The following is a 25205-nucleotide window of genomic DNA, read 5'->3' on the forward strand; positions in this document are numbered from 1 at the left end:
ATACATGCAAAAAGTTGCAGGTTTATTTAGGGACGCAATGCGGAACATTCATGGCGTCCACGTGGCCTTTGTTTTCAAATGCGAAACGCCCCGCCGGGGTGCGACGGGGCGTTTGTCAGCCATAGGTGGTGTGGTTGGATCAGGTGGTCGGCAGGATCACGATTTCCACACGGCGGTTCTGGGCGCGGCCTTCCGGCGTCAGGTTCGACGCGCGCGGCTGGTCTTCGCCGCGACCGAAGGACTGGATCCGCCCCGAGGACACCCCGTTCGACACCAGCACCGAAGCGACAGAGCTTGCCCGGCGCGCCGAGAGTTGCTGGTTGTAGGCGGCATCACCGGTGTTGTCGGTGTGGCCGATCACCTGCACGGTCGTGCGCGGATATTCGTTCAGGCTGCGCGCAACGGTCACCAGATCGCCCTGAAGGTCGGGACGCAGGGTCGAGCTGTTGGTGGCGAACAGGATGTCTTGCGGCATGGTCACGATCAGGCGGTCGCCGGTGTTGACGATCGACACGTTGCTGCCAAGGTCATTGCGCAGCGCGGCTTCCTGCTGGTCAAGGTATCCGCCGTAGGCCGCACCGGCGATCCCGCCGACAACCGCGCCGACGGCTGCGCCCTTGGCCGCGTCCTTGGACAGGATCGCGCCGGTGATCGCCCCGAGGGCGGCACCACCCGCCGCGCCGGTCCGGGTGTTCTGGCGACCGTCGTCCATCTGCATCTCGGTGCAGGCGGTGGTCAGCAGAAGGGCTGTGGCGGTGACGGCAAGCATCGGCCGGGTCAGGCGGTTGCGTCCGGTCGATACGTTGGAAAGTGCACTCATCGGGAACCTCGGTTGGTCATTCGGTCTTTGTCGCAGAGATGGACATCCCTGCGGTAAAGTCAAAACCAATCAGCCGGGCGTTTGGTTCCAAGCAAACTGTCGCTTATTGCGTCTCGGCCCCTTGCGGCCCCTCGGACCGGGCGGATTCCCAGGCCAGCATGGCGCGTTTCACGGGCAGCCCCCAGTGATAGCCGCCAAGGCCCCCGGTCGACCGGATCGCGCGGTGGCAGGGGATCAGCCAGCTGACCGGGTTGCGTCCCACGGCGGTGCCGACGGCGCGCACGGCCTTTGGCGACCCGATGCTTTTCGCGATCTCGCCATAGGTCGTGACATGGCCCGACGGGATGCGCAGCAAGGCCTCCCACACCTTGATCTGGAAGGGCGCGCCGATCATGTGCAGCCGGGTTTCTCCGGTCTGGCCGAAGGCGGCCTCGGCCCAGGGACGCAGCGCGTCAGGATCTTCGATCAGCCGGGCGGCCGGCCAGCGCGCGGTCATGTCCTGCCAGACGGCGTCGCGCCCCATCTCCTCGACAAAGCCGATCCCGCACAGGCCCCGGTCGGTGCCCATGACAAGTGCCTCGCCGAACGGCGTGTCGAGCCAGCCATGGCGGATCATCAGCCCGTCGCCGCCGCGCGCGAAATCGCCGGGGCTCATTGCCTCCCACCTGACAAAGAGATCATGCAGCCGACCCGACCCAGAAAGCCCCGCACCCGCCGCGGCTTCGAGCGTCGAGAAGCGGTTGGTCAGCAGCGCCTTGGCGTGGCCGAGGGCGAGGTATTGCTGAAACCGTTTGGGGCTGACCCCGACCCAGGCCGAGAAGAGCCGCTGAAAATGCGCCTGGCTCATCCCCATGCGGGTGGCGAGCTGATCAAGCGGCAGCGGCGTCTCGGCCGCGTCGATCTCTTCGATGGCGCGGCGGATGACGTGGTAGTGGTAGCCTTGGGGCGTGTCGGTCTGAAGCATCAGAAGGCTCCTTTCACCATCCAATCTAGGCGGACACATGCTGCGGCGCGACCCGGAACCTGCGGGATATGGGGGGGGCGCGGCCTGCGACGACGCTCCGGTCCGGGGGCATGAACATCCCATTGCCGGTGACCGCATCTTGCCCGCCCGAAGTTTCCAAGCAATAACCGCCCTTATGGCCAAGCAACTGCCCTATCCCGTGCTCAAGGAGATCTTCCACCGTTTCGAGGCGGCGGAACCCGAACCCAAGGGCGAACTGGACCACGTCAACGCCTATACGTTGGTGGTCGCTGTCGCCCTGTCCGCGCAGGCGACGGACGCGGGCGTCAACAAGGCCACGCACGAGCTTTTCAAGATCGCCGACACGCCGCAGAAGATGCTGGATCTGGGTGAAGAGGGACTGATCGAACATATCAAGACGATCGGGCTATTTCGGCAGAAGGCGAAGAACGTCATCAAGACCGCCCGCATCCTTGTGGAGCAATACGGCGGAGAGGTCCCGTCCTCTCGGGCCGCGTTGCAATCCCTGCCCGGTGTCGGGCGCAAGACCGCCAATGTCGTGCTGAACATGTGGTGGGGTCACCCGGCGCAGGCGGTCGACACGCATATCTTCCGCGTCGGCAACCGATCGGGCATCGCGCCGGGCAAGGACGTGGATGCGGTCGAACGCGCCATCGAAGACAACATTCCGGCGGAATACCAGCGCCACGCCCACCACTGGCTTATCCTGCACGGACGCTATACCTGCGTCGCCAGAAAACCCAAATGCGCGGCCTGCCTGATCCGCGACCTGTGTGAATTCGAGGAGAAGACCCTGTGAAATACGACGTGATCGGTATCGGCAACGCGGTGATGGACATGATCGCGCCCGTGGACGACTTCTTCCTGTCCGAAATGGCCATTCAGAAGGGCATCATGCAGCTGGTCGAGCTGGACCGCTCGGACATGCTGTATCACGCCATGGGTGAACATCATCAGGTGCCCGGCGGGTCGGTGGCCAATACCATGGCCGGCTGTTCAAACCTTGGCCTGAGGACCGCCTTTATCGGCAAGACCACCGATGACGAGATCGGGCGCGCCTATGTCGACGGCACGCGCGCCGTCGGCACCGATTGCCCGAACGACCCGGTTGCGGGCGGCCATCTGCCCTCGTCGCGGTCCATGATCTTCGTGTCGCCCGATGGCGAGCGGTCGATGAACACCTATCTCGGCATCTCGTCCGAGGTCGGACCTGCGGACGTGCCCGAAGAGGTCTGCAACGAAGCGCGCATCCTCTTCCTCGAGGGCTACCTGTACGACAAGGACAAGGGCAAAGAGGCGTTCGAGACCGCCGCCCGCCTGACCCGCAACGCCGGCGGCAAGGCGGGCATTGCCCTGTCCGATCCCTTCTGCGTCGACCGTCACCGGGGCGATTTCCGCAAGCTGGTGAAGGAACTCGACTACGTGATCGGCAATGAACACGAATGGATGTCGCTGTATCAGACCGAAGACCTGTCGACCGCGCTGGAAATGGCGGCCAGCGACAGCGGCCTGATCGTCTGTACCCGCTCCGGCCACGACGTCGTGCTGGTGTCGGGCAAAGAACAGGTGTCGGCGCCGGTACATGAAATCACGCCGGTCGATGCGACCGGGGCGGGCGACCAGTTTGCGGCCGGGTTCCTCTATGGGCTGGCGACGGGGGCGGATCTTGCGACCTCGGGCCGGATGGGCTGTGTCGCGGCGGCCGAGGTGATTTCGCATTACGGGGCCCGCCCCGACACGGATCTCAAGGCGCTTTTCGCAAAGGAAGGCCTTATTTAAAGGCCTTTTCCGCACTTTCCCCCCTTGCCTTCCGCCCCGTCCATCCCGCAGATGGATAAAAGAGCGGAGTCAAGAATGCAGATCCTCACCCCCGACGCCCCCGCAGCGCAGACCTTCCGGGATGCGCGCGCCGCCGTGGACCGCCTCAACGAGCTTTACGATCAGGCGACAGCCTTCCTTCAGGCCGAATTCAGCCGCGCCCTGCGCGACGGGCGGCCCGAGGGGCGCGTGCGTGCCTTCTATCCCGAAATCCGCATCACCACGACGACCTACAGCCAGGTCGACAGCCGCCTGGCCTTCGGCCATGTCCCCGCGCCCGGCACCTATGCTGCCACGATCACGCGGCCCGACCTGTTCCGGCATTACCTGGAACAGCAGATCGGCCTGCTTCTGGCAAACCACGACGTGCCCGTGACCATCGGCCCGTCCGACACTGCGATGCCGCTGCATTTCGCCGTGGCCCGCGCCGGAGAGGTCACCGTTCCGCAGGAAGGGGCGGCGGATTTCACCCTGCGTGATGTCTTTGACGTGCCCGACCTGGACACCACCAACGACGACATCGTCAACGGCACCCATGTGACCGCCCCCGGCGATCCCTATCCACTGGCACCCTTCACGGCGCAGCGCGTGGATTATTCGCTGGCCCGTCTGGCGCATTACACCGCCACCGACCCCGAGCATTTCCAGAACCACGTCCTGTTCACCAACTACCAGTTCTACGTCAGCGAATTCGAGGCCTTCGCCCGACGCATGCTGGCGGACCCCGACAGCGGCTATACGTCCTTCGTGTCGACCGGCAACGCCGAGATCACCGATCCGCTTGGTGATCTGCCGCCGTCGCCGAAGATGCCGCAGATGCCGACCTATCACCTGAAACGGCCCGGATCGGCCGGGATCACGCTGGTCAACATCGGCGTCGGCCCGTCGAACGCCAAGACCGCGACCGACCACATCGCCGTGCTGCGCCCGCACGCCTGGCTGATGGTCGGTCACTGCGCCGGGCTGCGCAACACGCAGTCGCTTGGCGATTTCGTCTTGGCCCATGCCTACCTGCGCGAAGACAAGGTGCTGGACGACGACCTGCCGGTCTGGGTGCCGATCCCGGCGCTGGCGGAAATCCAGGTCGCGCTGGAAGACGCGGTCGAGGCGGAAACCGAACTGTCGGGCTTCGACCTCAAGCGGATCATGCGGACCGGCACCGTGGCCAGCCTCGACAACCGGAACTGGGAGTTGCGCGAAACCTCGGGCCCCGTGCAGCGGCTGTCGCAGTCGCGCGCCGTGGCGCTGGACATGGAATCCGCCACCATCGCCGCCAACGGCTTCCGCTTCCGGGTGCCTTACGGGACGCTTCTGTGCGTGTCGGACAAGCCGCTGCATGGCGAATTGAAGCTGCCGGGCATGGCCAGCGACTTCTACAAGACCCAGGTTTCGCGGCATCTGATGATAGGGATTCGCGCGATGGAGACCCTTCGGGGCATGCCTCTGGAGCGAATCCACTCTCGAAAACTGCGGTCGTTCGACGAAACGGCCTTCCTCTGAGCGAAAAAAGGCGAAAAACCCGCATTTATTGGGGATAACCGCGTCACAAATTGTTGTGTGACCACACTACATCAAGTTAAATTCTGCAGACCAAGCCCAAACGACAGGGCATCAAGCAAGGAGACCAGAAATGGCAAAACCGATGACCAAGACCCAACTGGTGGCTGCTCTGGCCGAAGAACTGGGCTCGGACAAGAAATCCGCGAGCGCGGCACTGGACGCGATCGCAAACGTGATCACCAAGGAAGTTGCCGGCGGCGGCGCAGTCGCGATCCCCGGCGTGGGCAAGTTCTACTGCCGCGAGCGCCCCGAGCGCATGGTGCGCAACCCCGCCACCAACGAGCAGATCAAGAAAGAAGCTGACAAAGTGGTCAAGGTGACCATCGCGAAAGCTCTGAAAGACAGCGTGAACTCCTGAGTTTGCGTGCATCGGGGGTTGCCCCCCGATCATGAATTCGAAAGGGTCGCCCGAAACGGCGGCCCTTTCCAGTTGTAGGAGGTGAAGATGGACCTGCGCGCGATCGGACTGGGGCTGGCCTTTGCCTTCATGTGGTCCTCTGCCTTCACCTCGGCCCGGATGATCGTGGCGGATGCGCCGCCGCTGACCTCTCTGGCGCTGCGGTTCCTGATCTCGGGCATCCTCGGCATCGTGATCGCGCGGGCCATGGGGCAGACCTGGTCGCTGACGCGGGTACAGTGGCGATCGACCTTCATCTTCGGGCTGTGCCAGAACGCGATCTACCTTGGCCTCTTCTTCGTCGCCATGCAGCGGATCGAGGCCTCGCTGGCCTCCATCGTCGCGGCAGCGATGCCGCTTTTCGTCGGCTTCTTCGGCTGGATCATCTTTGGCGACCGGCTGCGCCCAATGGCGATCCTCGGGCTGGTATTGGGGCTGGGGGGCGTGGCGCTGATCATGGGCAGTCGCCTGTCGGGCGGGGCGGACCCCACGGGGCTGGTGCTGTGTGTGATCGGAACACTGGCGCTGACGGTCGCGACCCTGTCGGTCCGGGGCGCCAGTTCAGGCGGCAACGTGCTGATGATCGTCGGGTTGCAGATGCTGGTCGGTGCGGCGGCCCTGGCCATCGCCGCCCCCTTCTTCGAAACCTGGGAGGTCACCTGGACGCCGCGGCTGGTCATGGCCTTCTTCTACACCACGTTGATCCCGGGCCTGCTGGCGACCTTCACCTGGTTCGTGCTGGTCAACCGGATCGGCGCGGTGCGGGCGGCGACCTTCCACTTCCTCAACCCCTTCTTCGGGGTGGTCATCGCCTGGTGGGTTCTGGGCGAAGGCGTCGGCATGCTGGACATCGTCGGTGCGGTCATCATCGCCGTGGGAATCCTTGCGGTGCAGCTGTCGAAACAGGTGGCGAAACCGGCGCCCACGCGCACGGCGGCGTGAAACATTTCTGGCGGGGTCGTGACCCGTTTCACGGTTTCGTCAGATGACAGGAAGGCGGGCCAGGCGGCATCCAAAGGCATGGAGCTGATCTTCGGATACCTGGCCGGGCTGCTGACCCTGATAAACCCCTGCGTTCTGCCGGTTTTGCCGCTGGTTCTGGGATCGGCCCTGCAGGCCAGCCTACGCGGCCCGGCGGCCCTGGCGGCGGGCATGGCGCTTTCGTTCGTGGTGCTGGGCGTCGGCGTCGCGGCCTTCGGCTATGCGCTTGGCCTCGACCCCGAGCAGATCGCGCAGGGTGCGGCGGTTCTGATGATCGGCTTTGGCCTGATCCTGCTGGTCCCCCGGTTCTCGGCCGCCTTTTCGACGGCCACTGCGGGCTTCGCGGCCGGGGCAGACGCGCGCATCGATCGGATCGACAGCACCGGGGCGCGGGGACAGTTCCTCGGCGGCCTGCTGCTTGGCGCGGTCTGGAGCCCCTGTGTCGGCCCGACCCTCGGTGGCGCGATATCGCTCGCCAGCCAGGGCGAGAGTCTGGCCCGAGCGACCGCCATCATGGTGGCCTTCGCGCTTGGCGTCGCCACCCTTGTTCTGGCGCTTGGCTACGGTGCCCGTGGCCTGTTGCACCGCCACCAGCCACTGATGCGCCGCCTGGCCGAGGTCTCGCGCCCGTTGCTGGGGATCGTCTTCCTCGCCACCGGGCTGGCCATCCTGCTCCGCCTTCATCATATCGTCGAAGCCTGGGCCCTGCGGGTTCTGCCCGCCTGGCTCATCGACCTCTCTGTTGCCCTCTGACCGAAAGGACATCCCATGGACCGTCGCGCATTCCTGACCCTCACCGCCGCTGGCCTGGCACTGCCGACCCTTGCCGCCGCCGCGCCGCTTGATTTCAAGCCGGGTCTTGTCGAAGACCGGCTGGCCGCCGGAGAGACCGTCTTCCTCGACTTCAAGGCCAGCTGGTGTTCGACCTGCGCCGCGCAGGAACGGGTGCTGGACAAGCTGAAGGCCGAAAACCCGGCCTATGAACAGATCATCACCTTCGTAAACGTCGACTGGGACACCTACCGCAAGGCGCAATTCACGCAGCGCCTGCGCATCCCGCGCCGGTCGACCCTCGTCGTGCTGAAGGGCGACGCCGAGATCGGCCGACTGGTTGCCGAAACGCGCGAGTCCAGCATCAGGGACCTTCTGGATGCCGCCGTCGCGGCTGCGTCGGCCTGACCTTATCCCGGCGGTTTGGGCAGTGTGCTGACCGTGACCTGCTGCGGCGGGGCGAAGGGCACTTCCGCCGCCGGTTCCACCGCTTCGGCCTGCGGCGTGGCGGGCGGGAACCAGCCAAGGCTGAAGGCCGCGGCCGCATGAAGGGCGCCGATCAAGGCAAGGGCGACCCCCAGAAGGTGATGAGAGGTAAGGTATAGCATCTGGGATCCTCCTGACGCGATGGCCGAAGGATCCCGCAAACCTCTTAATATCGCGTCACCGGGTTACAGAAGCAGCGCCAGCGCGATGTTCAGCGTCACGAAGGACAGCACCGTCGATAGCATCACCGACAGGGAGGCCAGCCCCTCGTGCCCGGCCTCCTGCCCGAACAGGACGAAGACCGCGAACATCGGCAGGCAGGTGGTCAGGATCAGGCCGATCGTCAGCTCGGGCCCCAGGTGCACCAAGCCAAGCGACGACAGACCGGCCAGCGCCGCGATCGTCAGCGCCGGATGCAGCAGCAGTTTCACCGCCGTGATCAGCGATGCCAGCGACAGGTCACCCCGCAGATTCAGCCCGAACAGCGACCCGCCGATCACCACCAGCGCCACGGGTGACGCGGCCTGGCCCAGCATCCCGGTGAAGCGCATTATTTCGGACGGCGGCGTAATGCCCAGAAGAACCACGGCAAATCCGGCCAGAAGCCCGATGATCAGCGGGCGCCGGATCACCGACAGGAAGATCGACCGGATCAGCCGCAGCCGCGACACCGGCGCACCGTCCTCGGCTGCGGCGCGACCCAGCAGGGTCAGGCCAAGCGGCGTCAGGATGATGTTCTCGATCAGCAGGTTCATGGCCACGATGGCGGCGGCATGATCGGGGATGATCATCAGGAAGATCGGAAAGCCCAGGAAGGCCGTGTTGGGCGTGGCAGAGCCCAGAACCGCCAGCGCCCGGCGCTTCGGCCCCGTGCCCGTCAGCCGCACGATCAGGGCCATGGCCCCCTGCGTCGCCAGCCCCGCCACCGCCAGCGTCAGCAGGTAGTTCAGATTGACCACTTCCGAGAAGTTGCGTGACGCCAGCGCGGAAAACAACGCGCAAGGCAGGGTGACGAGCATGGTGAAGTCGCCAAGCGCCTTCATCGTCTGCGATGTCAGCGGCCCGATCCGCACCACAAGGTAGCCGACCGCGATGACCGCGAAGATCGGGAATGTGATCGAAAGGACGGCAAGCACCTTAGCCGATCCGCCCGCCCGCGTCGCCGATCTGGCCCCGATGCAGCAGCAGGTGGTCGAGGATCACGCAAGCCATCATCGCCTCGCCCACAGGCACGGCGCGGATGCCGACGCAGGGGTCGTGGCGGCCCTTGGTGATGATCTCGGCCGCCTCGCCCGACTTGGTGATCGTCTGGCGCGGCTTGAGGATCGACGAGGTCGGCTTGACCGCAAACCGCACCACCACGTCCTGCCCGGTGGAAATGCCGCCCAGGATCCCGCCCGCGTGGTTCGAGGAATAGACCGGCTTGCCGTCGTTCCCCATGAAGATCTCGTCCGCGTTAGCCTCGCCCGTCAGTTCGGCCGCCCCCATGCCTTCGCCGATCTCCACACCCTTTACGGCGTTGATCGACATCATCGCCGCCGCAAGATCGGTGTCGAGCTTGCCGTAGATCGGCGCACCCAGACCCGCAGGCACGCCGCGCGCCACGACCTCGACCACCGCACCGACCGAATTGCCCGACTTGCGCAGCCCGTCCAGGTAAGTGGCCCAGTCTTCGGCGGCCTTGGCATCCGGCACCCAGAAGGGGTTCTGGTCGATCTGGTCCCAGTCGAAGGCCTCACGGTCGATCCGGTGAGGACCCATCTGGACCATGTAGCCCTTGATCTCGACTTCCGGCGCCAGCGCGCCCAAAGCCGCGCGCGCCAGACCACCCGCCGCAACCCGTGCCGCCGTTTCCCGCGCCGAAGAGCGCCCGCCGCCGCGATAGTCGCGGATCCCGTACTTCTGCCAATAGGTGATGTCGGCATGGCCGGGGCGGAATTTCTCGGCGATCTCTGAATAATCCTTCGACCGCTGGTCAGTGTTGCGGATCATCAGCTGCACCGGCGTTCCGGTGGTTTTGCCCTCGAAGACACCCGACAGGATTTCGACCTGATCGGGCTCCTGCCGCTGCGTGGTATAGCGGTTCTGACCGGGTTTACGCATGTCCAGCCAGTGCTGCAGAAGCGCCGCATCGACGGCAACACCGGGGGGGCAGCCATCGACCGTCGCGCCAAGGGCGGGCCCGTGGCTTTCGCCCCAGGTGGTGACTCGGAAGAGGTGGCCAAAGCTGTTGAGAGACATGCAAACGCCCTTCGAAATATGTCCCGAAGGCCCTAACCCATCCGGTAAACGGGCGCAATTCCGGCTTTTCGACCATTGCGTGCCGCGATCAGGCAATTTTCGCTTCGTGATTGCTGCGGCGGGATGCCACACTACTTTTGCACAGGACACACAGGAGGCACCCATGACCGAGGCTGCAACGACAACCCACGGCGGGGGCAAGATGTCACTGACCGTCAAGGTTCTGATCGGGATGGGCGCGGGGCTTGTCCTTGGTGTCATCTTCAACATGATCGACAGCGACTTCATCAACACGCATATCGCGGGTGGGCTGTTTGCCATGATCGGCAAGATGTTCGTGAACGCGCTGAAGATGCTGGTCGTCCCGCTGGTGTTCTTCTCGCTCATCTGCGGGGTCACCGGGATCGGCGACATCCGCGTGCTGGGACGTGTCGGAGGCAAGAGCCTTGTCCTCTACCTTTTCACCACGGCACTGGCGATTTCCATCGCGATCCTGCTGGCGCTGGCCGTCGGGCCGGGCGTCGGTTTCAACATGGAAGGCGTCGATACCTCGGGTATCACCGGGAAAGAGGCGCCAAGCGTCTGGAACGTCTTTGCTGCCATCGTGCCGACCAACCCCGTCGCGGCCTTTGCCAATGGCGACATGCTGCAGGTCATCTTCTACACGGTCGTGCTGGGCGTGGCGGTGCTGATGCTGGGGGGCAAGTCGAAACCCTTCATCGAGGCCTGCGAATACATGAACGAGGTGATGATGAAGGTCGTCACCATCGTCATGGCCGCCGCCCCGATCGGCGTCTTCTGCCTGATCGCCAAGACCTTCACGGAACAGGGGATCGAACTGTTCGGCCCGGTTCTGGCCTATGTCATCACGCTGGTCGTGGCGCTGTTCCTGCACCTCTTCGTGACGCTGATGATCATCCTCAAGGTCTTTTCGGGCCTCAACCCCTTCATCTTCATGAAGAAGATGCGGCCCGCGCAGATCTTCGCCTTTTCGACCGCGTCCTCCAACGCCACCATTCCGGTCACGCTGCGGTCGGTCACGGAACGGGTCGGCGTCGACAATTCCGTCGCCTCCTTCTGCGTGCCCTTCGGCGCGACGATCAACATGGACGGCACCGCGATCATGCAGGGTGTCGCGACGGTCTTCCTGGCCAATGTCTATGGCATCGATCTGGGCCTTGGCGGCTATATCACCGTGATCGCCATGGCGGTTCTGGCCTCGATCGGGACTGCGGGGGTGCCGGGCGTCGGCCTTGTCATGCTGACCATGGTGCTGGGGCAGGTCGGCCTGCCGATCGAAGGCATCGCCCTGATCCTTGGCGTGGACCGGCTCATGGACATGATCCGGACGGCGGTGAACATCACCGGGGACGCGGTCGTCTCGACCATCGTTGCCAAGGGTGAGGGCAAGGTCGACATGGCTGTCTTCAACGACCCCGACGCGGGTCTGCTGACCGAAAGTTCGCTTGATATTGACGAAGAGGCCGAGCGCGACCTCGCACAATACGCAAAGCCGCATTGACCGGGGCCACCGGTTGACCAGCCCGCCGACCCGCGACAGGGTCGGCGGATGATACGACCCGCACCGGGGTATCAGGTTGACCAACAAAGGAACCGACATGAAACGCACCCTCACTTCCCTTGCCCTTCTGCTGACCGCCACGCCGGCCTCCGCGCATCTTCCGCCCGGCGAATATGGGTCCGTCGCGGCCGGGATCACGCATCCGCTGTTCGGGCTGGATCATGTGCTTGCCATGGTCGCCGTCGGCCTCTGGGCCGCGATGCTGGGCGGACGGGCGCTGTGGCAGGTGCCGGGCGCCTTCGTCGCGGCGATGGCCACGGGCTTTGCGCTGGCGCTGACCGGTATGCCGCTGCCGCTGGTCGAACCGATGATCCTGGCCTCGACCGTGGTGCTGGGCGCCCTGGTGGCCATGGCCCTGCGGGTCGATGTGCGCCTCTGCATGGGTCTCGTCGCTGTCTTTGCCCTCTTCCACGGCCACGCGCACGGAGGAGAGCTGGGTGAGGCGTCGGCCCTGCGGTTCGGTGTCGGCTTCGTGCTGGCCACCGCTGCCCTTCACGGGCTGGGCCTTGGCCTGGGTCTTCTCATCACCCGGATGGCGGGGCAGGGGCAGCCCCTGCTGCGCGCCCTGGGTGGGCTGACCGCGCTGGCGGGCGTCGCGCTGTCGCTGGGTTGAGACCCCGATGCTGACCGGCCCGGCGACGCCGCCGGGCCCCCTTGCACTCCGCTTGCCGCCGCACTAACGTCCGCCTCACCTCGGGGTGCCCACTGGGCTGAGATGCAGATGCGAACCCGTTGAACCTGAACCGGCTAGAACCGGCGGAGGGAAGGTCACGCGGAACGCCCAAGGCTCGCCCGCACTCCTCCTTTCGCCCGTCGCAATGGAGGATGTGAATGAAACATCTTATCACCGCTACGGGTCTTGTCCTTGCCACGCAGGCCGTGGCCGAGACACCCGTTCTCAATGTCTACACCTACGACAGCTTTGCCACCGAATGGGGCCCCGGCCCCGCGATCGAGGAAGGCTTCGAAGCGCAATGCGGCTGTGACCTCAAATGGGTCACCGCAGGCGATGGTGCGGCGCTGCTGTCGCGCCTGCGTCTGGAAGGCGAGGGCACCGAGGCCGACGTGGTCCTTGGGCTTGACACCAACCTGACCGCCGCCGCGCGGGACACCGGGCTTTTTGCACCGCAGACGGTCAGCGCAGACTACGCGCTGCCGATCGCATGGTCCGATGACACCTTCGTGCCCTTCGACTGGGGCTATTTCGCCTTCGTCGGCAATGCCGAAGACCCCAAGCCCGCGAACTTCCGCGCGCTGGCCGACAGTGACCGCCGCGTGGTGATCCAGGATCCGCGCTCGTCTACCCCGGGGCTGGGCCTGCTGCTCTGGATCAAGGCGGCCTATGGGGACGAGGCCCCGCAGGTCTGGGCCGACCTCAAGGACAACATCGTCACCGTCACGCCCGGCTGGTCCGAGGCCTACGGCATGTTCCTGGACGGTGAGGCGGACCTGGTGCTGTCCTACACCACCTCGCCCGCCTACCACGTGATCGCCGAGGAAGACGCCAGCAAGGTGGCGCTGCCCTTCGACGAAGGCCATTACCTTCAGGTCGAGGTTGCAGGCGCCGTGGCCGGTTCGGACCAACCCGAGCTGGCGCAGGCCTTCCTTGCCTACCTCGCCTCGGATGCCGCGCAGTCGGTGATCCCGACCACCAACTGGATGTACCCGGCCGTCACCCCCGAAGGTGGGCTGCCGGACGGATTCACGGATCTGGTGACCCCTGCCAAATCCCTGCTGGTGCCTGAAGGCGACGTGCCCGCAATGCGGGACGCGGCGCTGGAAGAATGGCGCGCAGCCCTGTCGCAGTGATCCTGGGCGGCGCGGTGGCCCTTGCGGTCGCCGCGCTGATCCTCGGCCCCCTCGCCGCCGTGCTCTGGCACGCGGGCGGGGCGGGCTGGCCATCGCCGTCCGACTGGTCCGCCGTGCGGTTCACGGTCTGGCAGGCGGTCCTTTCGGCCGTGCTCAGCGGGGCGCTGGCGATCCCGGTGGCCCGCGCGCTGGCACGGCGCCGGTTTCTGGGGCGCGGGGTCATGATCCTGGCGCTTGGCGCGCCTTTCATCCTGCCGGTGGTGGCGGCCATCGCCGGGCTGCTGGCGCTGTTCGGGCGCAATGGCGTCCTCAACTCGGCGCTGGCGGCCTTTGGTCTGCCGGGGATCGAGATCTTCGGGCTGCATGGTGTCTTGCTGGCCCACGTATTTTTCAACCTCCCGCTGGCGGTGCGGCTGTTGCTGGAAGGCTGGCGTGCGATCCCGGCGGAGCGATTCCGGCTGGCCGCGCAGCTGGACATGCCGCCCGGCGCGGTGTTCCGTTTGATCGAATGGCCGATGCTGCGGCAACGGATGCCCGGCGTGCTGGCGGTGGTCTTCGCGATCTGTCTGTCCAGCTTTGCGGTCGTGCTGATCCTGGGCGGTGGCCCGGCGGCCACCACGATCGAACTGGCGATCTACCAGGCGTTTTCCTTCGATTTCGACCTGGGCCGCGCGGCGACGCTGGCGGTCCTGCAATTGATCATGGTGACCGTCGCGGCCCTTCTTGCGCTGCGCCTGGCACGGACCGACGGGATGGGCGCGGGCCTTGACCGCCCCATGGCGATCTGGACCGACCGGCCCGGGCTGCGTGTCCAGGACGCGGCGGTTCTGATCCTGACGGCGCTCTTCATCGCCGCGCCGATGGTGCTGCTGGTCATCCAGGGCCTGCCCGCGCTGGTGCAGATGCCTGCCGTGGTCTGGTCCGCCGCGCTGACCTCGCTGGCGGTGGCGCTGGCCTCGACCGGGATCGCGGTGCTGGCGGGCCTCGCGCTCGCCCTGCCGCGACGGGGGCTTTATGACAGCATCGCGATGATGACGCTGGCCGCGTCGCCGCTGGTGCTGGGGACGGGGCTGTTCCTGCTGATCCGACCCTTCGCCTTTCCCGGCAATCACATCCTGGCCATCACGGCGGTGGTGAACGCCGCCGCCGCGCTGCCCTTCGTGCTGCGCAGCCTCGCCCCTGATCTGCACGCGACCGAGGACGGGTTCGGGCGGCTGGCGGACAGCCTTGACCTGAGAGGATGGGCGCGGCTGCGCTGGTTGATCCTGCCCCGCCTGCGCCGCCCGCTTGGGTTCGCGGCAGGCCTGGCGGCGGCGCTCTCCATGGGGGATCTTGGGGTCATCGCGCTGTTTCCGCCGCCCGACACCGCCACGCTTCCCCTGCAGATCTACCGCCTGATGGGCGCCTACCGGATGGAGGCCGCCGCCGCGGCAAGCCTGCTTCTGGTCGCGCTCAGCTTCGGGCTTTTTGCGGTTTTCGACAGGATTGGCCGACATGCTGACACTTGAGGCCCTGACCCTGCGACAGGGCGACTTCACCCTGCACGCCGACTGGACACTGGCCCCCGGTGCCCGTCTTGCCTTGATCGGCCCCTCGGGGGCAGGCAAGTCGACGGTGCTGGCGTCCATCGCCGGGTTCCTTGATCCCGAGGCCGGGCGTATCCTGTGGGAGGGGCGCGATCTGCGCGGCACGCCGCCGGGCAAGCGGCCGGTCGCGATGCTGTTCCAGGACGGCAACCTGTTCCCGCATCTGACGGTCGCCCGCAACGTGGGGCTGGGGATCCGTCCGGATCTGAAGCTGACGGCTGCGGATCGCGACAGGGTCAGCGCCGCGCTGACCCGGGTCGGGCTGGCCGGGATGGAAGATCGCATGCCCGGCAGTCTGTCGGGCGGACAGCAAAGCCGCGTGGCCCTGGCGCGGGTGCTGGTGATGGACCGGCCCCTGTTGCTGCTGGACGAACCCTTCGCCGCGCTTGGCCCCGCGCTGCGGGCCGAGATGCTGGAACTGGTCAGCGCGCTCTGTGACGACACCGGCGCGACGCTGGTCATGGTCAGCCACGCGCCCGAGGATGCACAGCGGATCACCGGGCTGACCTGCGTGGTTGCAGACGGGCAGGCCGCGCCGCCGGTCGACACGGCGGCGGTCTTTGCAGATCCGCCGCAGGTTCTGCGGGATTATCTGGGGTAGGTCTTGGCGTTTATGCCGCGCTGACCCGAGACAGGCGATCGGGGCAAGCCGCTGTCCTGAGCGGGCGCGCGCCTTCGACTGAAGGCCTTTGAATATCGCCCCGCCTTTCTAGTGCTGTCGCTACGCGCCCGATGCAATCAGTCGATCGCAGGACAGGGGCCGAAACCTCGTCCCAAACGAAAAACCCCCGCCGAATGGGCGGGGGTTTCTATCTTGCCAACCTGATCGGATCAGGCGTGCTTCTTGCCCTTGTGCGGGGCCCAGAGCTTCTTGTTGGTCAGGTAAAGCAGCGAGGACAGGATCACCAGGAAGACCACCGCGACGAAGCCTGCGTGCTTGCGCGCCATCATCTTCGGCTCGGCCGCCCACATCAGGAAGGCCGCGATATCCTCGGCCTCGTGGTGCAGCTCGTTCGAGTGACCGTCGGCGAATTCCACGTCCTCACCGGCAAGCGGCGGGGCCATTGCGATCCAGCCGCCGGGGAAGGCGGTGTTCTCGTAATAGGTGGTGCCTGCTTCTTCCTTGGTCTCACCGGTGTAGCCGGTGAGCACGGACACGATGTACTCGGGTCCGCCGATGCCCTTGAAGAACTGGTTGATCCCCAGGCCGTAGGGCCCGTGGAAACCGGACCGTGCCTTCGCCATCAGGCTGAGGTCCGGTGCGTTCGGCAGGTTGGACTGCGGGAAGTGATCCGCCGGGATGGCCGGGCGGGTGTCGTCCAGTTCTGCATCGAAGGTCTCGAAGTTCTGGGACGCATAGGCGCGCACCTGATCTTCGGGAAGGTGCGGGCCGCCTTCGTCTGCCAGCGTCCGCAGCGGGACGTAGCGCAGACCGTGGCAGGCCGAACAGACCTCGGTGTAGATCTGCAGGCCGCGCTGCAGCTGGTTCTGGTCGAAGGTGCCGAACGGCCCTTCGAACGAGAAGTCCGTGTCGTGGACATGGCCTTCGCTGCCTGCCGCCTGGGCGGCACCGGCCGTGACGGCCAGTGCTGCGAGGGCAGAGAGAGTGAACTTGCGGAACATGATCTCTGTCCTTTCTTATTCGGCAGGGGTCTTCGGGCCGTAGTGCGCCTTGAAGTCATCTTCAATGGTCGCAGGCTGCGGCAGGGGTTTCTCGATCACACCGAGCAGCGGCAGGATCACCAGGAAGTAGGCGAACCAGTAGGCCGACCCGATCAGCGAGATGGTCGAATAGGGCGGTTCTGCCGGCATCGCGCCACACCACATCAGGACGAAGAAGTCGATCAGCAGCAGGTAGAACCACCATTTGAACATCGGACGGAACCGGCCGGACCGCACCGAAGAGGTGTCGAGCCAGGGCACCAGCGCCATGACGATGATCGCGCCGAACATCGCCAGGACCCCGAAGAACTTCGCGGTGACGATACCGCCGGTGACCCAGTTTGCCAGCATCACGACCCAGACGTCCGCGGTGAAGGCACGCAGGATCGCGTAGAACGGCAGGAAGTACCATTCGGGAACGATGTGTGCGGGCGTCGCAAGCGGGTTGGCCTCGATGTAGTTGTCGGGGTGGCCAAGGTAGTTCGGCATGAAGCCGACGATGGCGAAGAACACCAGCAGCACGATGGCCAGACCGACGAGATCCTTGATCACGAAGTAGGGCCAGAACGGCAGGGTGTCTTTCTCGGCTTCTTCCTTGGACCCGGTCCGCACCGGAACACCCGTCGGGTTGTTGTTGCCGGTCGAATGGAAGGCCCAGATGTGGACGATCACCAGACCTGCAATCACGAAGGGCAGCAGGTAGTGCAGCGAGAAGAAGCGGTTCAGCGTGGCGTTGTCCACGGCCGGCCCGCCCAGCAGGAAGGTCTGCAGCGTTTCGCCGATGAACGGGATCGCGCCGAAGAGGCCGGTGATCACGGTCGCACCCCAGAAGGACATCTGACCCCAGGGAAGAACGTAGCCCATGAAGCCGGTGGCCATCATCAGCAGGTAGATGATCATGCCGACGATCCAGGTGACTTCGCGCGGGGCCTTGTAGGACCCGTAGAAGAGACCACGGAAGATGTGGATGTAGACGGCGAAGAAGAACAGCGACGCACCGTTGGCGTGCAGATAGCGCAGCATGTGGCCGCCGCGCACGTCGCGCATGATGTGTTCGACGCTGGCGAAGGCCATGTCGACATGCGGAGTGTAGTGCATCACCAGAACGACGCCGGTGGCGATCTGCAGCACGAGGCAGAATGCAAGAACGATGCCCCAGATCCACCACCAGTTCAGGTTCTTGGGGGTGGGGATCATCAGGGTGTCATAGAGCAGGCCGACGACGGGAAGGCGGGAATGGAGCCACTTTTCCGCGCCGGTCTTCGGCTCGTAGTGATCGTGGGGAATGCCGGACATAAGTTACCTCCCTCAGCCCAGGACGATCTCGGTGCCCTCGAAGCGGGCAGTCGGAACGGGCAGGTTTTCGGGCGCGGGCCCTTTGCGAATACGGCCGGCGGTGTCGTAGTGCGACCCGTGGCACGGGCAGAACCAGCCGCCGAAGTCACCGGCGCCATCGCCAAGCGGGACGCAGCCAAGGTGGGTGCAGACGCCCATCATGACCAGCCACTCTTCGCCGCCCTCTTCGTTGGGCAGGCTGCGGTTCACGTCGGTGGCCGGCGATCCGGCGTCGATGTTTGCGTTCCGGGCTTCCGGATCGGGCAGCGAAGACACGTCGACATCGTTCGCGGCCGTGACCTCTTCTTCGGTACGGCGGCGGATGAAGACCGGCTTGCCGCGCCATTTCACGGTCAGCTGGGTGCCGGGTTCAAGGCCGGACACGTCGACACGGATCGACGACAGCGCCTGAACATCGGCAGAGGGATTCATCTGGTTGACCAGCGGCCAGACGGCCGCGCCTGTTGCGACGGCACCGGCGCCAGCGGTGGCATAGTAGAGGAAGTCCCTACGGGTGCCTGCGTGATCTTCTGCGTGGGACACGAGGTAAGCTCCATTCTTCGGCCGGGACGGCCAGATACGACTCATGGGCCGGACCACAGAGGTCCTGCCGGTCCGAGCCGGTGTTTAACGGCGGTTTTTCGCGCCGTCCAGCATACAATCGGCCACATTCGACAGGGGTGCGCTTGTGTCGCGCTTGAGCGGCCCTATCTGAGGGTGTAAGCATCCCGCACATCCAAGGCCGGTCACGAAAGACGCGAACATGCTGAAAGCCATGAAGATCTCCCTTCCCGTTGCGGCAGCCGCCGCCGCGCTGACCCTTTCGCAGCCCGCGCAGGCCGAGGTCGAGCTGAGCTTCTACACCGGCTACCAGACCTCTCCGCACAGCCGCATCACCGGGGTGCGTGGTAGCGGCGGCGGTGCTTATTCGAACCTGATCGGCTGGCAGGGCAAGAGCTTCGAGATGCCGCCCTATTACGGTGTCCGGGCCACCTGGTGGCGCGACAACGACATCGGTTTCGGCGTCGAATTCAGCCACAACAAGGCCTATGCCCCCGCGGCCGAGATGCCCGCAGGCTTCACCCGGCTCGAATTCACCGATGGCCACAACATCATCACCGCCAATGTCTCCAAGCGCTGGACGAACAAGTGGGGCAGCGTGACGCCCTATGTCAGCGGTGGCCTGGGCATCGCACTGCCGCATGTCGACGTGACCGAAGGCACCAACCGTACGTTCGGCTATCAGCTGACCGGCCCGGCCATGCGCCTGACCGCCGGTGCGAAATATGCCTTCAACGATCAGTGGTCGGTCTTCGGCGAATACCAGTTCACCTGGTCCCAGAACTCCGCCAACCTGGCGGGTGGCGGCACGATGGAAGGGCGCATCCTGTCGAACGCGCTCAACGTCGGTGTCGGCTTCAGCTTCTGATCCGGCCCATACCCGACCTTTCGTCCCGATGAACGACCGGCAGATACCCCATGGGTGTCTGCCTTTTTTCTTGTGCAACGCGGCGGGTACAGGGTCAGGTGCACCCCGCGTGGGATAACGGCGCGCCGCAGACCACAGACCCGGAACTGCCGCCGCGCCGCCGCCATGTCGCGGCGGCGCGAGGCGAACTCTCAGGGCGCGGTGGCGGCCATGGACGGGCGTTCGCCGAACTGCGTGAACCACCGGGCCAGCTCGGGGCAGGTGGCGCGCCAGTCACGGTCCGCGTGGCGGAAGTCGAGGTAGCCAAGCGCGCAGGCCACGGCGATCTGGCCCGCGTCGACCGGCCCGTTCAGATGGCCCATCCAGCGGTCATTGATCGCCTGCACGCCGCCAATCGCCTTGCCCCACTGCGCTTCGATCCAACCGTCGAACACCTTGTCTTCGGGCCGCACGCGGGTCTCGTAGACCATCAGCACGCCTGCCTCCATGACACCGTCCGCCGTCGCCTCAAGCGTCAGCACGTCCCAGATCCGCGCCTCGGGATAGAGCGTGCCGCCCGCGCGGTCGTTCAGGAACCGCGTGATCACGCGGCTGTCGACCAGCGTCGGCCCCTCGTCCCGCACCAGCGCCGGCAGCTTGCCAAGCGGGTTCGCGGCCTTCAGCGCCGGGTCGGTCGCCACGGCGGTGGTATTGGTCGGGATCAGCTCGACCTGATCGACCTGGCCGGTTTCATGCAGCGTGACCATGACCTTGCGGACAAAGGGCGATGCGGGGGAATGGAAAAGTTTCATCTGGATCTCCTCGTTCGCGCCGACCCTAGGTCTGCGCGGCGCGGCTGTCCATGTCCCTCAGACGGGCTTGGCCGCGCGCATCAGCGCCGCCAGCACGCCGGTCTCGGCCCCGACCCCTGCGGCCTCCATCCCGTCGGCGGCCGCAAGCCGCGCGGCCTCGGCTTTGTGCTGCGCCAGCTTCCAGGTGCCGTCGACCTCTTCGACATGCAGCACGAAGGGCTGGATCATGCGCATCATCCGCGCCATCAGATCGTCGGGCATCTTCGCGGTCTTCCAGACCGGTTTCGGGGCCAGCCGCGCCTCGAACTCGTCCGACAGCCGGTCCAGCGCGCCACGCAGATCCTCCTGCGGCAGGGGCTCCAGACGCCCGGTCAGATGGACCGAGACGTAGTTCCACGTCGGCACCTGGTCCTCGATCCCGTACCAGTCCGGAGAGACATAGCCATGTGGCCCCTGGACGGCCAACCGCGCCGCGGCGCCCGCGCGCGCGGCCCGCGCCACCGGGTTCGACCGCAGCATGTGCATCTCGATCCGATCACCATCGACGACAAAGGGCACATGCGCCATGTGCGGCGCGCCACCGGGGTCCGACACCGCGAGGATCCCGAACCCGGTGTCGCGGGCAAATGCCATGCAGTCGTCGCGCGTGCCCACGTGATAGATCGGATTGGGATGCATGCCGGGGCCCCTTCATCTTGCCAGAAATACTCCCGCCGGAGGCCTCCGACGGTGCAAACCAGACTACCGAACAAGGGGCAGGGCTGTCGCGGCCAAATCTCAGGCCAGCAATGACTTTCCGTCATGCGAGGAAATCCGGGCGGTGATGATCTGCCCTTCCGGCATGTCCCGATCAAACCGTACCTCGGCAAACTGTTCGGTCCGGCCCATGCGCGGCCCCTCCATCAGAACCGTCCGTTCGGTCCCGACCTGCGCATCCAGATGCGCCGTGACCCGCGCCTCACCAGCCGCGCGCAGCCGGGCCGCCCGATCCTTGATGGCAGGCCCGCGCACCTGCGGCATGCGCGCCGCGGGCGTCCCGGGGCGGGGCGAATAGGGGAAGACATGCAGCCAGGTCAGGTGGCAGTCCTCGACCAGCCGCAGCGAGTTCGCGAACATCTCTTCCGTTTCGGTCGGGAAGCCTGCGATGATGTCGGCGCCGAAGGTCATGCCGGGGCGCAGCGCGATCGCCTCTTCACAGAACTGGATCGCATCGTCGCGCAGGTGCCGCCGCTTCATCCGCTTGAGGATCATGTCATCGCCCGCCTGCAGCGACAGGTGCAGATGCGGCATCAGGCGCGGTTCGGTGGCGATGGCCTCCATCAGCGCGGGGTCCGCTTCGATCGAATCGATGGAGGAGATCCGCAGCCGTGGCAGGTCCGGCACCAGCCTGAGGATCCGGCGCACCAGATCGCCCAGGCGCGGGGTCGAGGGCAGGTCCGCCCCCCAGGAGGTCAGGTCGACCCCGGTCAGCACCACCTCGTTGAAGCCGCGATCGACCAGCCGCTTGATCTGGTCCACCACGACCCCGGCAGGCACCGAGCGCGAATTGCCCCGCCCGAAGGGGATGATGCAGAAGGTGCAGCGGTGATCGCAGCCGTTCTGCACCTGCACATAGGCCCGGTGCCGCCCGAAGCCGTCGATCAGGTGGCCGGCGGTTTCGGTGACTGACATGATGTCGTCGACGATGACGCGTTCGGTCTCTCCAATCAGGTCGGGGGCGAATCCCTTCCAGGTGTCGGCCTGCATCTTCTCCGAATTGCCGACGACATGGTCGACCTCGGCCATGGCGGCAAAGGTTTCAGGTTCGGTCTGCGCGGCACAGCCCGTCACGATGATCTTCGCATCCGGATTTTCGCGCCGCAGCCGCCGGATATCCTGGCGCGCCTTGCGCACGGCCTCGGCCGTCACCGCGCAGGTGTTGACCACGATGGCATTCTCGACGCCCGCGGCCTCGGCCAGCTCCTTCATCGCCTCGGTCTCATAGGCGTTGAGCCGACAGCCGAGCGTCTCGAATATGGGCGCGCCCGCCATCAGAGCGCCCCCAGCATCTCCGGCGTGAGCCGGGCGTCAAAGACATGCGCGACCGGGCCGGTCATCCAGACCCCGTCGTCGCGCCAGTCAAGCTCAAGCCAGCCGCCGTCCACTTCCATCCGGATATTGCGATCGGTCAACCCGCGCTGATGCGCCGCCACCGCGACCGCACAGGCGCCCGAGCCGCAGGCCAGGGTGATTCCCGTGCCGCGTTCCCAGACCCGCATCCGGACCTCGCCGCGATTGCGCACCTGCACGAATTCGACGTTGGTCGCCTGCGGGAACATCTCGTCATGCTCGACCACCGCGCCGCGCCCGGCCACGTCCACGTCCGCGATGTCGTCGACAAAGAAGACCGCATGGGGGTTGCCCATGCCGACGGCGACCGGATCACCTTCGATCGGCAGGTGTTGCAGGTCGACCGGCCGCGCCAGCGGCACGCGATCCCATTCCAGCACCGGGTGGCCCAGGTTCACCCAGACCGCATCCCCGCGCATCTCGCCCTGCAGGACGCCGCGTTCAGTGCGGATGCTCACCCGGTCGCGCCCCGTCTCGGCCATCCACATCGCGGCCACACAGCGCGTGGCATTGCCACAGGCCCCCGCGCGCGAGCCGTCGGAATTCCAGAAATCCAGGGCGATGTCGGTGTCAGCGCCATCCCGAATCTCGGCCAGCTGGTCAAACCCTACGCCGCGATGCCGATCACCCACGGCCTTCGCCAGACCCGGCGTGCACACCGGGTCCATGCCCCGGCTGTCGAGGATGACGAAATCATTGCCGGCCCCATGCATCTTGCGAAAGGGCAGGCCGTCGAGGGGGATCGCGCGCGTGTTCATCCCGCGCATATAAGGCGCATTCGGCCCTTGTGGAAGACGCAGCGCCACGAGCCGGGCGGACGCGACGTAGGGGCAGGTGCAAATTGACGGAAAAAATCGTTGAAAACGGGTTGACCCCCTGCCGCACCATATCTAATAGGGCGGCTCTAGTGGGCCGTTAGCTCAGTTGGTAGAGCAACTGACTTTTAATCAGTGGGTCGCAGGTTCGAATCCTGCACGGCTCACCACTAGATCAAAGGCTTGGGCGGCGACGCCCGGGCCTTTTGTCTTTTCTGGGGTAGGGAATTCGACGGGGCCAAAGCGGTCCCGGGCAATCGTCAGATCACCCGGATCACGTCCTTGCCGACCGACAGCATATACCCGCGCCGGGCAATGTTGCGCACCAGAAGCTCGCTGACCAGCTGGTTGCCCAGGGTGTCGCGCAGGCGCTTGATCCGGGTGGCGCCCGCGGCCTCCTCGCAGTCCTCGACCCGACGACCCGAGATCATCGCCTCGATCTGCGCACCCGACAGCATTTCGTCGTCCAGCCGCGCCTCGGCCAGGATCGACAGCGTCTCCATCGCCGCGTCGGTCAGCTTGAAGCCGTGGTTGTTCAGATAGACCGTCTTTTCTTCGCGCGAGATCAGCAGCGAATTCACCTCGATCCCTGCCCGTTCGATCTGTGCCATACGGCGGTTGAGCGTGATCAGGATGACAAGGAACACGAGCGCGGCGACCAGCATCGCGGTGGCGAAGACCAGCAGGATGAAGATCACGATCCGATAGCTCGACAGGGTTTCCGAAAAGGCCGTGCCGGACTGGGCAAGGATCTCCAGCAGCTTGATCTCGGCATCGCCGGTCAGCGTGTCGTTCTCGACGAACAGCCTCTCGACCCGCTGGTTGAAGACATCCGCGTCCGGCAGGGTCAGGAACAGGATCACGCCGCCGATCAGCAGCAGGGCCGCGATGGCCCCGATTCCGATGGCCACGGCGCGGGTGCCGATGCGCCGGACGTCGGCGGCGAATTCGGTCTGCTCTGACGGGACGCTCACCCGTCAGCCCTTGAGCGAAACGATCTTGAGCAGGATCCACCCCTGCTGCGCCAGCCGCGCGCGCACCTCTTCGGTGGCGCTGGCACGGTCGCAGGAGGCAACCTGCATCTCGCCATGCGTCAGGCGCAGGGGATCGTCCTGCTTGGCCTTGTATTCGGCGGTGCAGGCAGCCTGCGCGGCCACGGGCAGCGCAAGCGCAAGGGCGGTGAGCCCGGAGAGGATGAGGGTACGTGTCATGCCGCGACATTGCGCCGAACCCCGCCGTTATTCAATAACCATGGGGGCTTGGCCACGGTGTTATCGGATAACCCCCCGCTGTTATTGCCCGCTTTCGGCGGTTGCGGCCAGCCTTGGACATCCCTCGTCGGACCACACACGGTCCCCATCCCCGGCTGTCCCGAAAGGAGCCCACCATGACCCGCAGAATCCTCGCCTCCGTCCTTGCCGCCGCGATCGCGATCACTTCCTTCAACGCCACCGCCGTCCAGGCCGGGGATCGTGACGTCGCCAAGATCATCGTCGGCGCCACGGCCCTGGCCATCATCGGCAGCGCCCTGGCCGCCGAACAGCGCAAGCAGAACCAGGTGTCGCGCCACCAGCCCAGCTATCAGCCGCAGTACCCGCGCTATCAGAACCAGCGGCACAACCGCTATGACAACCACCGCCCGAAGCAGCAGTACCGCCCGGTCGTGTCGCGCGAGTGCCTGATGTCGGTGCGCGGACAGCGTGGCTGGACCGAAGGCTACGCGGTCCGCTGTGCACAGCGCACCACCCGCGCCACCCTGCCAAGCGATTGCGTCCGCCGGAACTATGCCCAGGGCCCGCGTCTGTTCTACGCGCCGGTCTGCCTGCGCCGGAACGGCTTCAACGCCTGATCGGAGCTTGATCGGGGTCTGATCGCCCCCTGATCGGAATGCGCGGCCATCGGGGCCCCACACCCCGGCGGACCAAGCAGTGGAGGGAGGGCCTGCGCCCTCCCTCTTCCATTGCGGGGGCAGGGGGGCTTTGCCCCCTCTTGAGCCCAGAGGGCTCAATTCACCCCCAGGATATTGGA

Annotated in this window: 28 protein-coding genes, 1 tRNA gene and 1 riboswitch; of the genes, 15 read left to right on the forward strand and 14 right to left on the reverse strand. The window is 65.8% G+C overall.

Features of this window, described 5'->3' with window-relative positions; genetic code table 11:
- Positions 1 to 139: 139 nt before the first annotated feature.
- Both E4S58_RS00745 and E4S58_RS00750 read right to left on the reverse strand, forming a co-directional pair.
- Positions 140 to 820, reverse strand: a complete 681-nt coding sequence (locus tag E4S58_RS00745) for a YiaD family glycine zipper/OmpA-like lipoprotein (RefSeq protein WP_240789422.1) — start codon at positions 818 to 820, stop codon at positions 140 to 142.
- A 103-nt stretch (positions 821 to 923) separates the two neighbouring features.
- Positions 924 to 1784, reverse strand: coding sequence for a methylated-DNA--[protein]-cysteine S-methyltransferase (locus tag E4S58_RS00750; protein ID WP_136634417.1), 861 nt, complete (start codon positions 1782 to 1784; stop codon positions 924 to 926).
- A gap of 175 nt (positions 1785 to 1959) precedes the next feature.
- On the opposite strand from E4S58_RS00750, the gene nth reads away from it, so the two are divergent.
- From nth to E4S58_RS00785, 7 genes are all read left to right on the forward strand, one after another.
- Positions 1960 to 2604: an endonuclease III gene (gene nth / locus E4S58_RS00755; RefSeq protein WP_136634418.1), complete on the forward strand. Its 645-nt coding sequence runs from the start codon at positions 1960 to 1962 to the stop codon at positions 2602 to 2604.
- Positions 2605 to 2636: 32 nt separating this feature from the next.
- Positions 2637 to 3584: an adenosine kinase gene (locus E4S58_RS00760; RefSeq protein ID WP_136635773.1), complete on the forward strand. Its 948-nt coding sequence runs from the start codon at positions 2637 to 2639 to the stop codon at positions 3582 to 3584.
- Between the two features lie 75 nt (positions 3585 to 3659).
- Positions 3660 to 5123, forward strand: a complete 1464-nt coding sequence (locus tag E4S58_RS00765) for an AMP nucleosidase (protein ID WP_136634419.1) — start codon at positions 3660 to 3662, stop codon at positions 5121 to 5123.
- 130 nt (positions 5124 to 5253) lie between these two features.
- The gene (locus E4S58_RS00770; protein ID WP_136634420.1) at positions 5254 to 5541 is read left to right on the forward strand and encodes an HU family DNA-binding protein; all 288 of its coding nucleotides are present in this window, start codon (positions 5254 to 5256) and stop codon (positions 5539 to 5541) included.
- An 87-nt stretch (positions 5542 to 5628) separates the two neighbouring features.
- Positions 5629 to 6522 carry a DMT family transporter gene (locus tag E4S58_RS00775; RefSeq protein ID WP_136634421.1) on the forward strand — a complete coding sequence of 298 codons (894 nt, stop codon included), beginning with the start codon at positions 5629 to 5631 and terminating at the stop codon, positions 6520 to 6522.
- A gap of 78 nt (positions 6523 to 6600) precedes the next feature.
- Positions 6601 to 7314 carry a cytochrome c biogenesis CcdA family protein gene (locus E4S58_RS00780; protein ID WP_136634422.1) on the forward strand — a complete coding sequence of 238 codons (714 nt, stop codon included), beginning with the start codon at positions 6601 to 6603 and terminating at the stop codon, positions 7312 to 7314.
- A 15-nt stretch (positions 7315 to 7329) separates the two neighbouring features.
- The gene (locus E4S58_RS00785; RefSeq protein ID WP_136634423.1) at positions 7330 to 7740 is read left to right on the forward strand and encodes a thioredoxin family protein; all 411 of its coding nucleotides are present in this window, start codon (positions 7330 to 7332) and stop codon (positions 7738 to 7740) included.
- Between the two features lie 2 nt (positions 7741 to 7742).
- Here E4S58_RS00785 and E4S58_RS00790 read toward each other — a convergent pair whose 3' ends face one another.
- The 3 genes from E4S58_RS00790 to aroC all read right to left on the reverse strand — a co-directional run bounded on the left by E4S58_RS00790 (position 7743) and on the right by aroC (position 10059).
- Entirely contained in the window at positions 7743 to 7940 is a 198-nt protein-coding gene (locus E4S58_RS00790; RefSeq protein ID WP_136634424.1) for a hypothetical protein, read from the reverse strand.
- A gap of 63 nt (positions 7941 to 8003) precedes the next feature.
- The gene (locus tag E4S58_RS00795; protein ID WP_136634425.1) at positions 8004 to 8954 is read right to left on the reverse strand and encodes an AEC family transporter; all 951 of its coding nucleotides are present in this window, start codon (positions 8952 to 8954) and stop codon (positions 8004 to 8006) included.
- A gap of 1 nt (position 8955) precedes the next feature.
- Positions 8956 to 10059 (reverse strand): chorismate synthase, encoded by a 1104-nt coding sequence (gene aroC, locus E4S58_RS00800; RefSeq protein ID WP_136634426.1) that lies wholly within the window; start codon positions 10057 to 10059, stop codon positions 8956 to 8958.
- Between the two features lie 163 nt (positions 10060 to 10222).
- Between aroC and E4S58_RS00805 the strand changes: the two genes are divergently transcribed.
- The 5 genes from E4S58_RS00805 (at position 10223) to thiQ (ending at position 15637) form a co-directional block, all read left to right on the forward strand.
- Complete coding sequence (locus E4S58_RS00805; protein WP_136634427.1) at positions 10223 to 11581, forward strand: dicarboxylate/amino acid:cation symporter; 1359 nt, start codon at positions 10223 to 10225, stop codon at positions 11579 to 11581.
- A gap of 97 nt (positions 11582 to 11678) precedes the next feature.
- Positions 11679 to 12254: a HupE/UreJ family protein gene (locus E4S58_RS00810; RefSeq protein WP_136634428.1), complete on the forward strand. Its 576-nt coding sequence runs from the start codon at positions 11679 to 11681 to the stop codon at positions 12252 to 12254.
- A 71-nt stretch (positions 12255 to 12325) separates the two neighbouring features.
- Positions 12326 to 12423, forward strand: a riboswitch (TPP riboswitch).
- A gap of 49 nt (positions 12424 to 12472) precedes the next feature.
- Positions 12473 to 13450 carry a thiamine ABC transporter substrate binding subunit gene (gene thiB / locus E4S58_RS00815; RefSeq protein ID WP_136634429.1) on the forward strand — a complete coding sequence of 326 codons (978 nt, stop codon included), beginning with the start codon at positions 12473 to 12475 and terminating at the stop codon, positions 13448 to 13450.
- Positions 13426 to 14958 (forward strand): thiamine/thiamine pyrophosphate ABC transporter permease ThiP, encoded by a 1533-nt coding sequence (locus E4S58_RS00820; protein ID WP_136634430.1) that lies wholly within the window; start codon positions 13426 to 13428, stop codon positions 14956 to 14958. Before thiB ends, E4S58_RS00820 begins: the two co-directional genes overlap by 25 nt.
- The gene (thiQ, locus tag E4S58_RS00825; protein ID WP_136634431.1) at positions 14945 to 15637 is read left to right on the forward strand and encodes a thiamine ABC transporter ATP-binding protein; all 693 of its coding nucleotides are present in this window, start codon (positions 14945 to 14947) and stop codon (positions 15635 to 15637) included. The genes E4S58_RS00820 and thiQ overlap by 14 nt, the downstream gene beginning before the upstream one ends.
- A 230-nt stretch (positions 15638 to 15867) precedes the next feature.
- Here the strand turns inward: thiQ and E4S58_RS00830 are convergent, their stop codons facing one another.
- The 3 genes from E4S58_RS00830 to petA are packed head-to-tail and all read right to left on the reverse strand — an operon-like array spanning position 15868 to position 18576.
- Entirely contained in the window at positions 15868 to 16659 is a 792-nt protein-coding gene (locus E4S58_RS00830) for a cytochrome c1 (RefSeq protein WP_136634432.1), read from the reverse strand.
- Positions 16660 to 16674: 15 nt separating this feature from the next.
- A complete protein-coding gene (gene petB, locus E4S58_RS00835; protein WP_136634433.1) occupies positions 16675 to 17994 on the reverse strand; it encodes a cytochrome b in 1320 nt (439 codons plus the stop codon).
- A gap of 12 nt (positions 17995 to 18006) precedes the next feature.
- Positions 18007 to 18576 (reverse strand): ubiquinol-cytochrome c reductase iron-sulfur subunit, encoded by a 570-nt coding sequence (gene petA, locus E4S58_RS00840; protein ID WP_136634434.1) that lies wholly within the window; start codon positions 18574 to 18576, stop codon positions 18007 to 18009.
- A 220-nt stretch (positions 18577 to 18796) separates the two neighbouring features.
- Between petA and E4S58_RS00845 the strand changes: the two genes are divergently transcribed.
- The gene (locus E4S58_RS00845; RefSeq protein WP_136634435.1) at positions 18797 to 19462 is read left to right on the forward strand and encodes an outer membrane protein; all 666 of its coding nucleotides are present in this window, start codon (positions 18797 to 18799) and stop codon (positions 19460 to 19462) included.
- A gap of 191 nt (positions 19463 to 19653) precedes the next feature.
- Here E4S58_RS00845 and E4S58_RS00850 read toward each other — a convergent pair whose 3' ends face one another.
- The 4 genes from E4S58_RS00850 to dapF all read right to left on the reverse strand — a co-directional run bounded on the left by E4S58_RS00850 (position 19654) and on the right by dapF (position 23120).
- Entirely contained in the window at positions 19654 to 20253 is a 600-nt protein-coding gene (locus tag E4S58_RS00850) for a glutathione S-transferase (RefSeq protein WP_136634436.1), read from the reverse strand.
- A gap of 57 nt (positions 20254 to 20310) precedes the next feature.
- Positions 20311 to 20931 carry an FMN-binding negative transcriptional regulator gene (locus E4S58_RS00855; protein ID WP_136634437.1) on the reverse strand — a complete coding sequence of 207 codons (621 nt, stop codon included), beginning with the start codon at positions 20929 to 20931 and terminating at the stop codon, positions 20311 to 20313.
- A gap of 99 nt (positions 20932 to 21030) precedes the next feature.
- On the reverse strand, positions 21031 to 22284 hold the full coding sequence (gene mtaB, locus E4S58_RS00860) for a tRNA (N(6)-L-threonylcarbamoyladenosine(37)-C(2))-methylthiotransferase MtaB (protein ID WP_136634438.1): 1254 nt from the start codon (positions 22282 to 22284) through the stop codon (positions 21031 to 21033).
- The gene (gene dapF / locus E4S58_RS00865; RefSeq protein ID WP_136634439.1) at positions 22284 to 23120 is read right to left on the reverse strand and encodes a diaminopimelate epimerase; all 837 of its coding nucleotides are present in this window, start codon (positions 23118 to 23120) and stop codon (positions 22284 to 22286) included. The genes mtaB and dapF overlap by 1 nt, the downstream gene beginning before the upstream one ends.
- A 151-nt stretch (positions 23121 to 23271) precedes the next feature.
- Here dapF and E4S58_RS00870 point away from each other — a divergent pair.
- Positions 23272 to 23347, forward strand: a tRNA-Lys gene (locus tag E4S58_RS00870).
- 90 nt (positions 23348 to 23437) lie between these two features.
- Here the strand turns inward: E4S58_RS00870 and E4S58_RS00875 are convergent.
- Both E4S58_RS00875 and E4S58_RS00880 read right to left on the reverse strand, forming a co-directional pair.
- Positions 23438 to 24151 (reverse strand): winged helix-turn-helix domain-containing protein, encoded by a 714-nt coding sequence (locus E4S58_RS00875; protein ID WP_136634440.1) that lies wholly within the window; start codon positions 24149 to 24151, stop codon positions 23438 to 23440.
- A gap of 3 nt (positions 24152 to 24154) precedes the next feature.
- Positions 24155 to 24388 (reverse strand): hypothetical protein, encoded by a 234-nt coding sequence (locus tag E4S58_RS00880; protein ID WP_136634441.1) that lies wholly within the window; start codon positions 24386 to 24388, stop codon positions 24155 to 24157.
- A gap of 176 nt (positions 24389 to 24564) precedes the next feature.
- Between E4S58_RS00880 and E4S58_RS00885 the strand changes: the two genes are divergently transcribed.
- Positions 24565 to 25026, forward strand: a complete 462-nt coding sequence (locus E4S58_RS00885) for a hypothetical protein (RefSeq protein ID WP_136634442.1) — start codon at positions 24565 to 24567, stop codon at positions 25024 to 25026.
- The last annotated feature ends 179 nt before the right edge of the window (positions 25027 to 25205 follow it).

Source organism: Pseudooceanicola onchidii (genome assembly GCF_004959925.1).
Classification (GTDB): domain Bacteria; phylum Pseudomonadota; class Alphaproteobacteria; order Rhodobacterales; family Rhodobacteraceae; genus Pseudooceanicola; species Pseudooceanicola onchidii.

Coding starts and splice junctions, on each gene's coding strand:
- E4S58_RS00745 (WP_240789422.1), bottom strand. CDS start 820: ATGAGTGCACTTTCCAACGTATCGACCGGACGCAACCGCCTGACCCGG.
- E4S58_RS00750 (WP_136634417.1), bottom strand. CDS start 1,784: ATGCTTCAGACCGACACGCCCCAAGGCTACCACTACCACGTCATCCGC.
- nth (WP_136634418.1), top strand. CDS start 1,960: ATGGCCAAGCAACTGCCCTATCCCGTGCTCAAGGAGATCTTCCACCGT.
- E4S58_RS00760 (WP_136635773.1), top strand. CDS start 2,637: ATGGACATGATCGCGCCCGTGGACGACTTCTTCCTGTCCGAAATGGCC.
- E4S58_RS00765 (WP_136634419.1), top strand. CDS start 3,660: ATGCAGATCCTCACCCCCGACGCCCCCGCAGCGCAGACCTTCCGGGAT.
- E4S58_RS00770 (WP_136634420.1), top strand. CDS start 5,254: ATGGCAAAACCGATGACCAAGACCCAACTGGTGGCTGCTCTGGCCGAA.
- E4S58_RS00775 (WP_136634421.1), top strand. CDS start 5,629: ATGGACCTGCGCGCGATCGGACTGGGGCTGGCCTTTGCCTTCATGTGG.
- E4S58_RS00780 (WP_136634422.1), top strand. CDS start 6,601: ATGGAGCTGATCTTCGGATACCTGGCCGGGCTGCTGACCCTGATAAAC.
- E4S58_RS00785 (WP_136634423.1), top strand. CDS start 7,330: ATGGACCGTCGCGCATTCCTGACCCTCACCGCCGCTGGCCTGGCACTG.
- E4S58_RS00790 (WP_136634424.1), bottom strand. CDS start 7,940: ATGCTATACCTTACCTCTCATCACCTTCTGGGGGTCGCCCTTGCCTTG.
- aroC (WP_136634426.1), bottom strand. CDS start 10,059: ATGTCTCTCAACAGCTTTGGCCACCTCTTCCGAGTCACCACCTGGGGC.
- E4S58_RS00805 (WP_136634427.1), top strand. CDS start 10,223: ATGACCGAGGCTGCAACGACAACCCACGGCGGGGGCAAGATGTCACTG.
- E4S58_RS00810 (WP_136634428.1), top strand. CDS start 11,679: ATGAAACGCACCCTCACTTCCCTTGCCCTTCTGCTGACCGCCACGCCG.
- thiB (WP_136634429.1), top strand. CDS start 12,473: ATGAAACATCTTATCACCGCTACGGGTCTTGTCCTTGCCACGCAGGCC.
- E4S58_RS00820 (WP_136634430.1), top strand. CDS start 13,426: ATGGCGCGCAGCCCTGTCGCAGTGATCCTGGGCGGCGCGGTGGCCCTT.
- thiQ (WP_136634431.1), top strand. CDS start 14,945: ATGCTGACACTTGAGGCCCTGACCCTGCGACAGGGCGACTTCACCCTG.
- E4S58_RS00830 (WP_136634432.1), bottom strand. CDS start 16,659: ATGTTCCGCAAGTTCACTCTCTCTGCCCTCGCAGCACTGGCCGTCACG.
- petB (WP_136634433.1), bottom strand. CDS start 17,994: ATGTCCGGCATTCCCCACGATCACTACGAGCCGAAGACCGGCGCGGAA.
- E4S58_RS00845 (WP_136634435.1), top strand. CDS start 18,797: ATGCTGAAAGCCATGAAGATCTCCCTTCCCGTTGCGGCAGCCGCCGCC.
- E4S58_RS00850 (WP_136634436.1), bottom strand. CDS start 20,253: ATGAAACTTTTCCATTCCCCCGCATCGCCCTTTGTCCGCAAGGTCATG.
- E4S58_RS00855 (WP_136634437.1), bottom strand. CDS start 20,931: ATGCATCCCAATCCGATCTATCACGTGGGCACGCGCGACGACTGCATG.
- mtaB (WP_136634438.1), bottom strand. CDS start 22,284: ATGGCGGGCGCGCCCATATTCGAGACGCTCGGCTGTCGGCTCAACGCC.
- dapF (WP_136634439.1), bottom strand. CDS start 23,120: ATGAACACGCGCGCGATCCCCCTCGACGGCCTGCCCTTTCGCAAGATG.
- E4S58_RS00880 (WP_136634441.1), bottom strand. CDS start 24,388: ATGACACGTACCCTCATCCTCTCCGGGCTCACCGCCCTTGCGCTTGCG.
- E4S58_RS00885 (WP_136634442.1), top strand. CDS start 24,565: ATGACCCGCAGAATCCTCGCCTCCGTCCTTGCCGCCGCGATCGCGATC.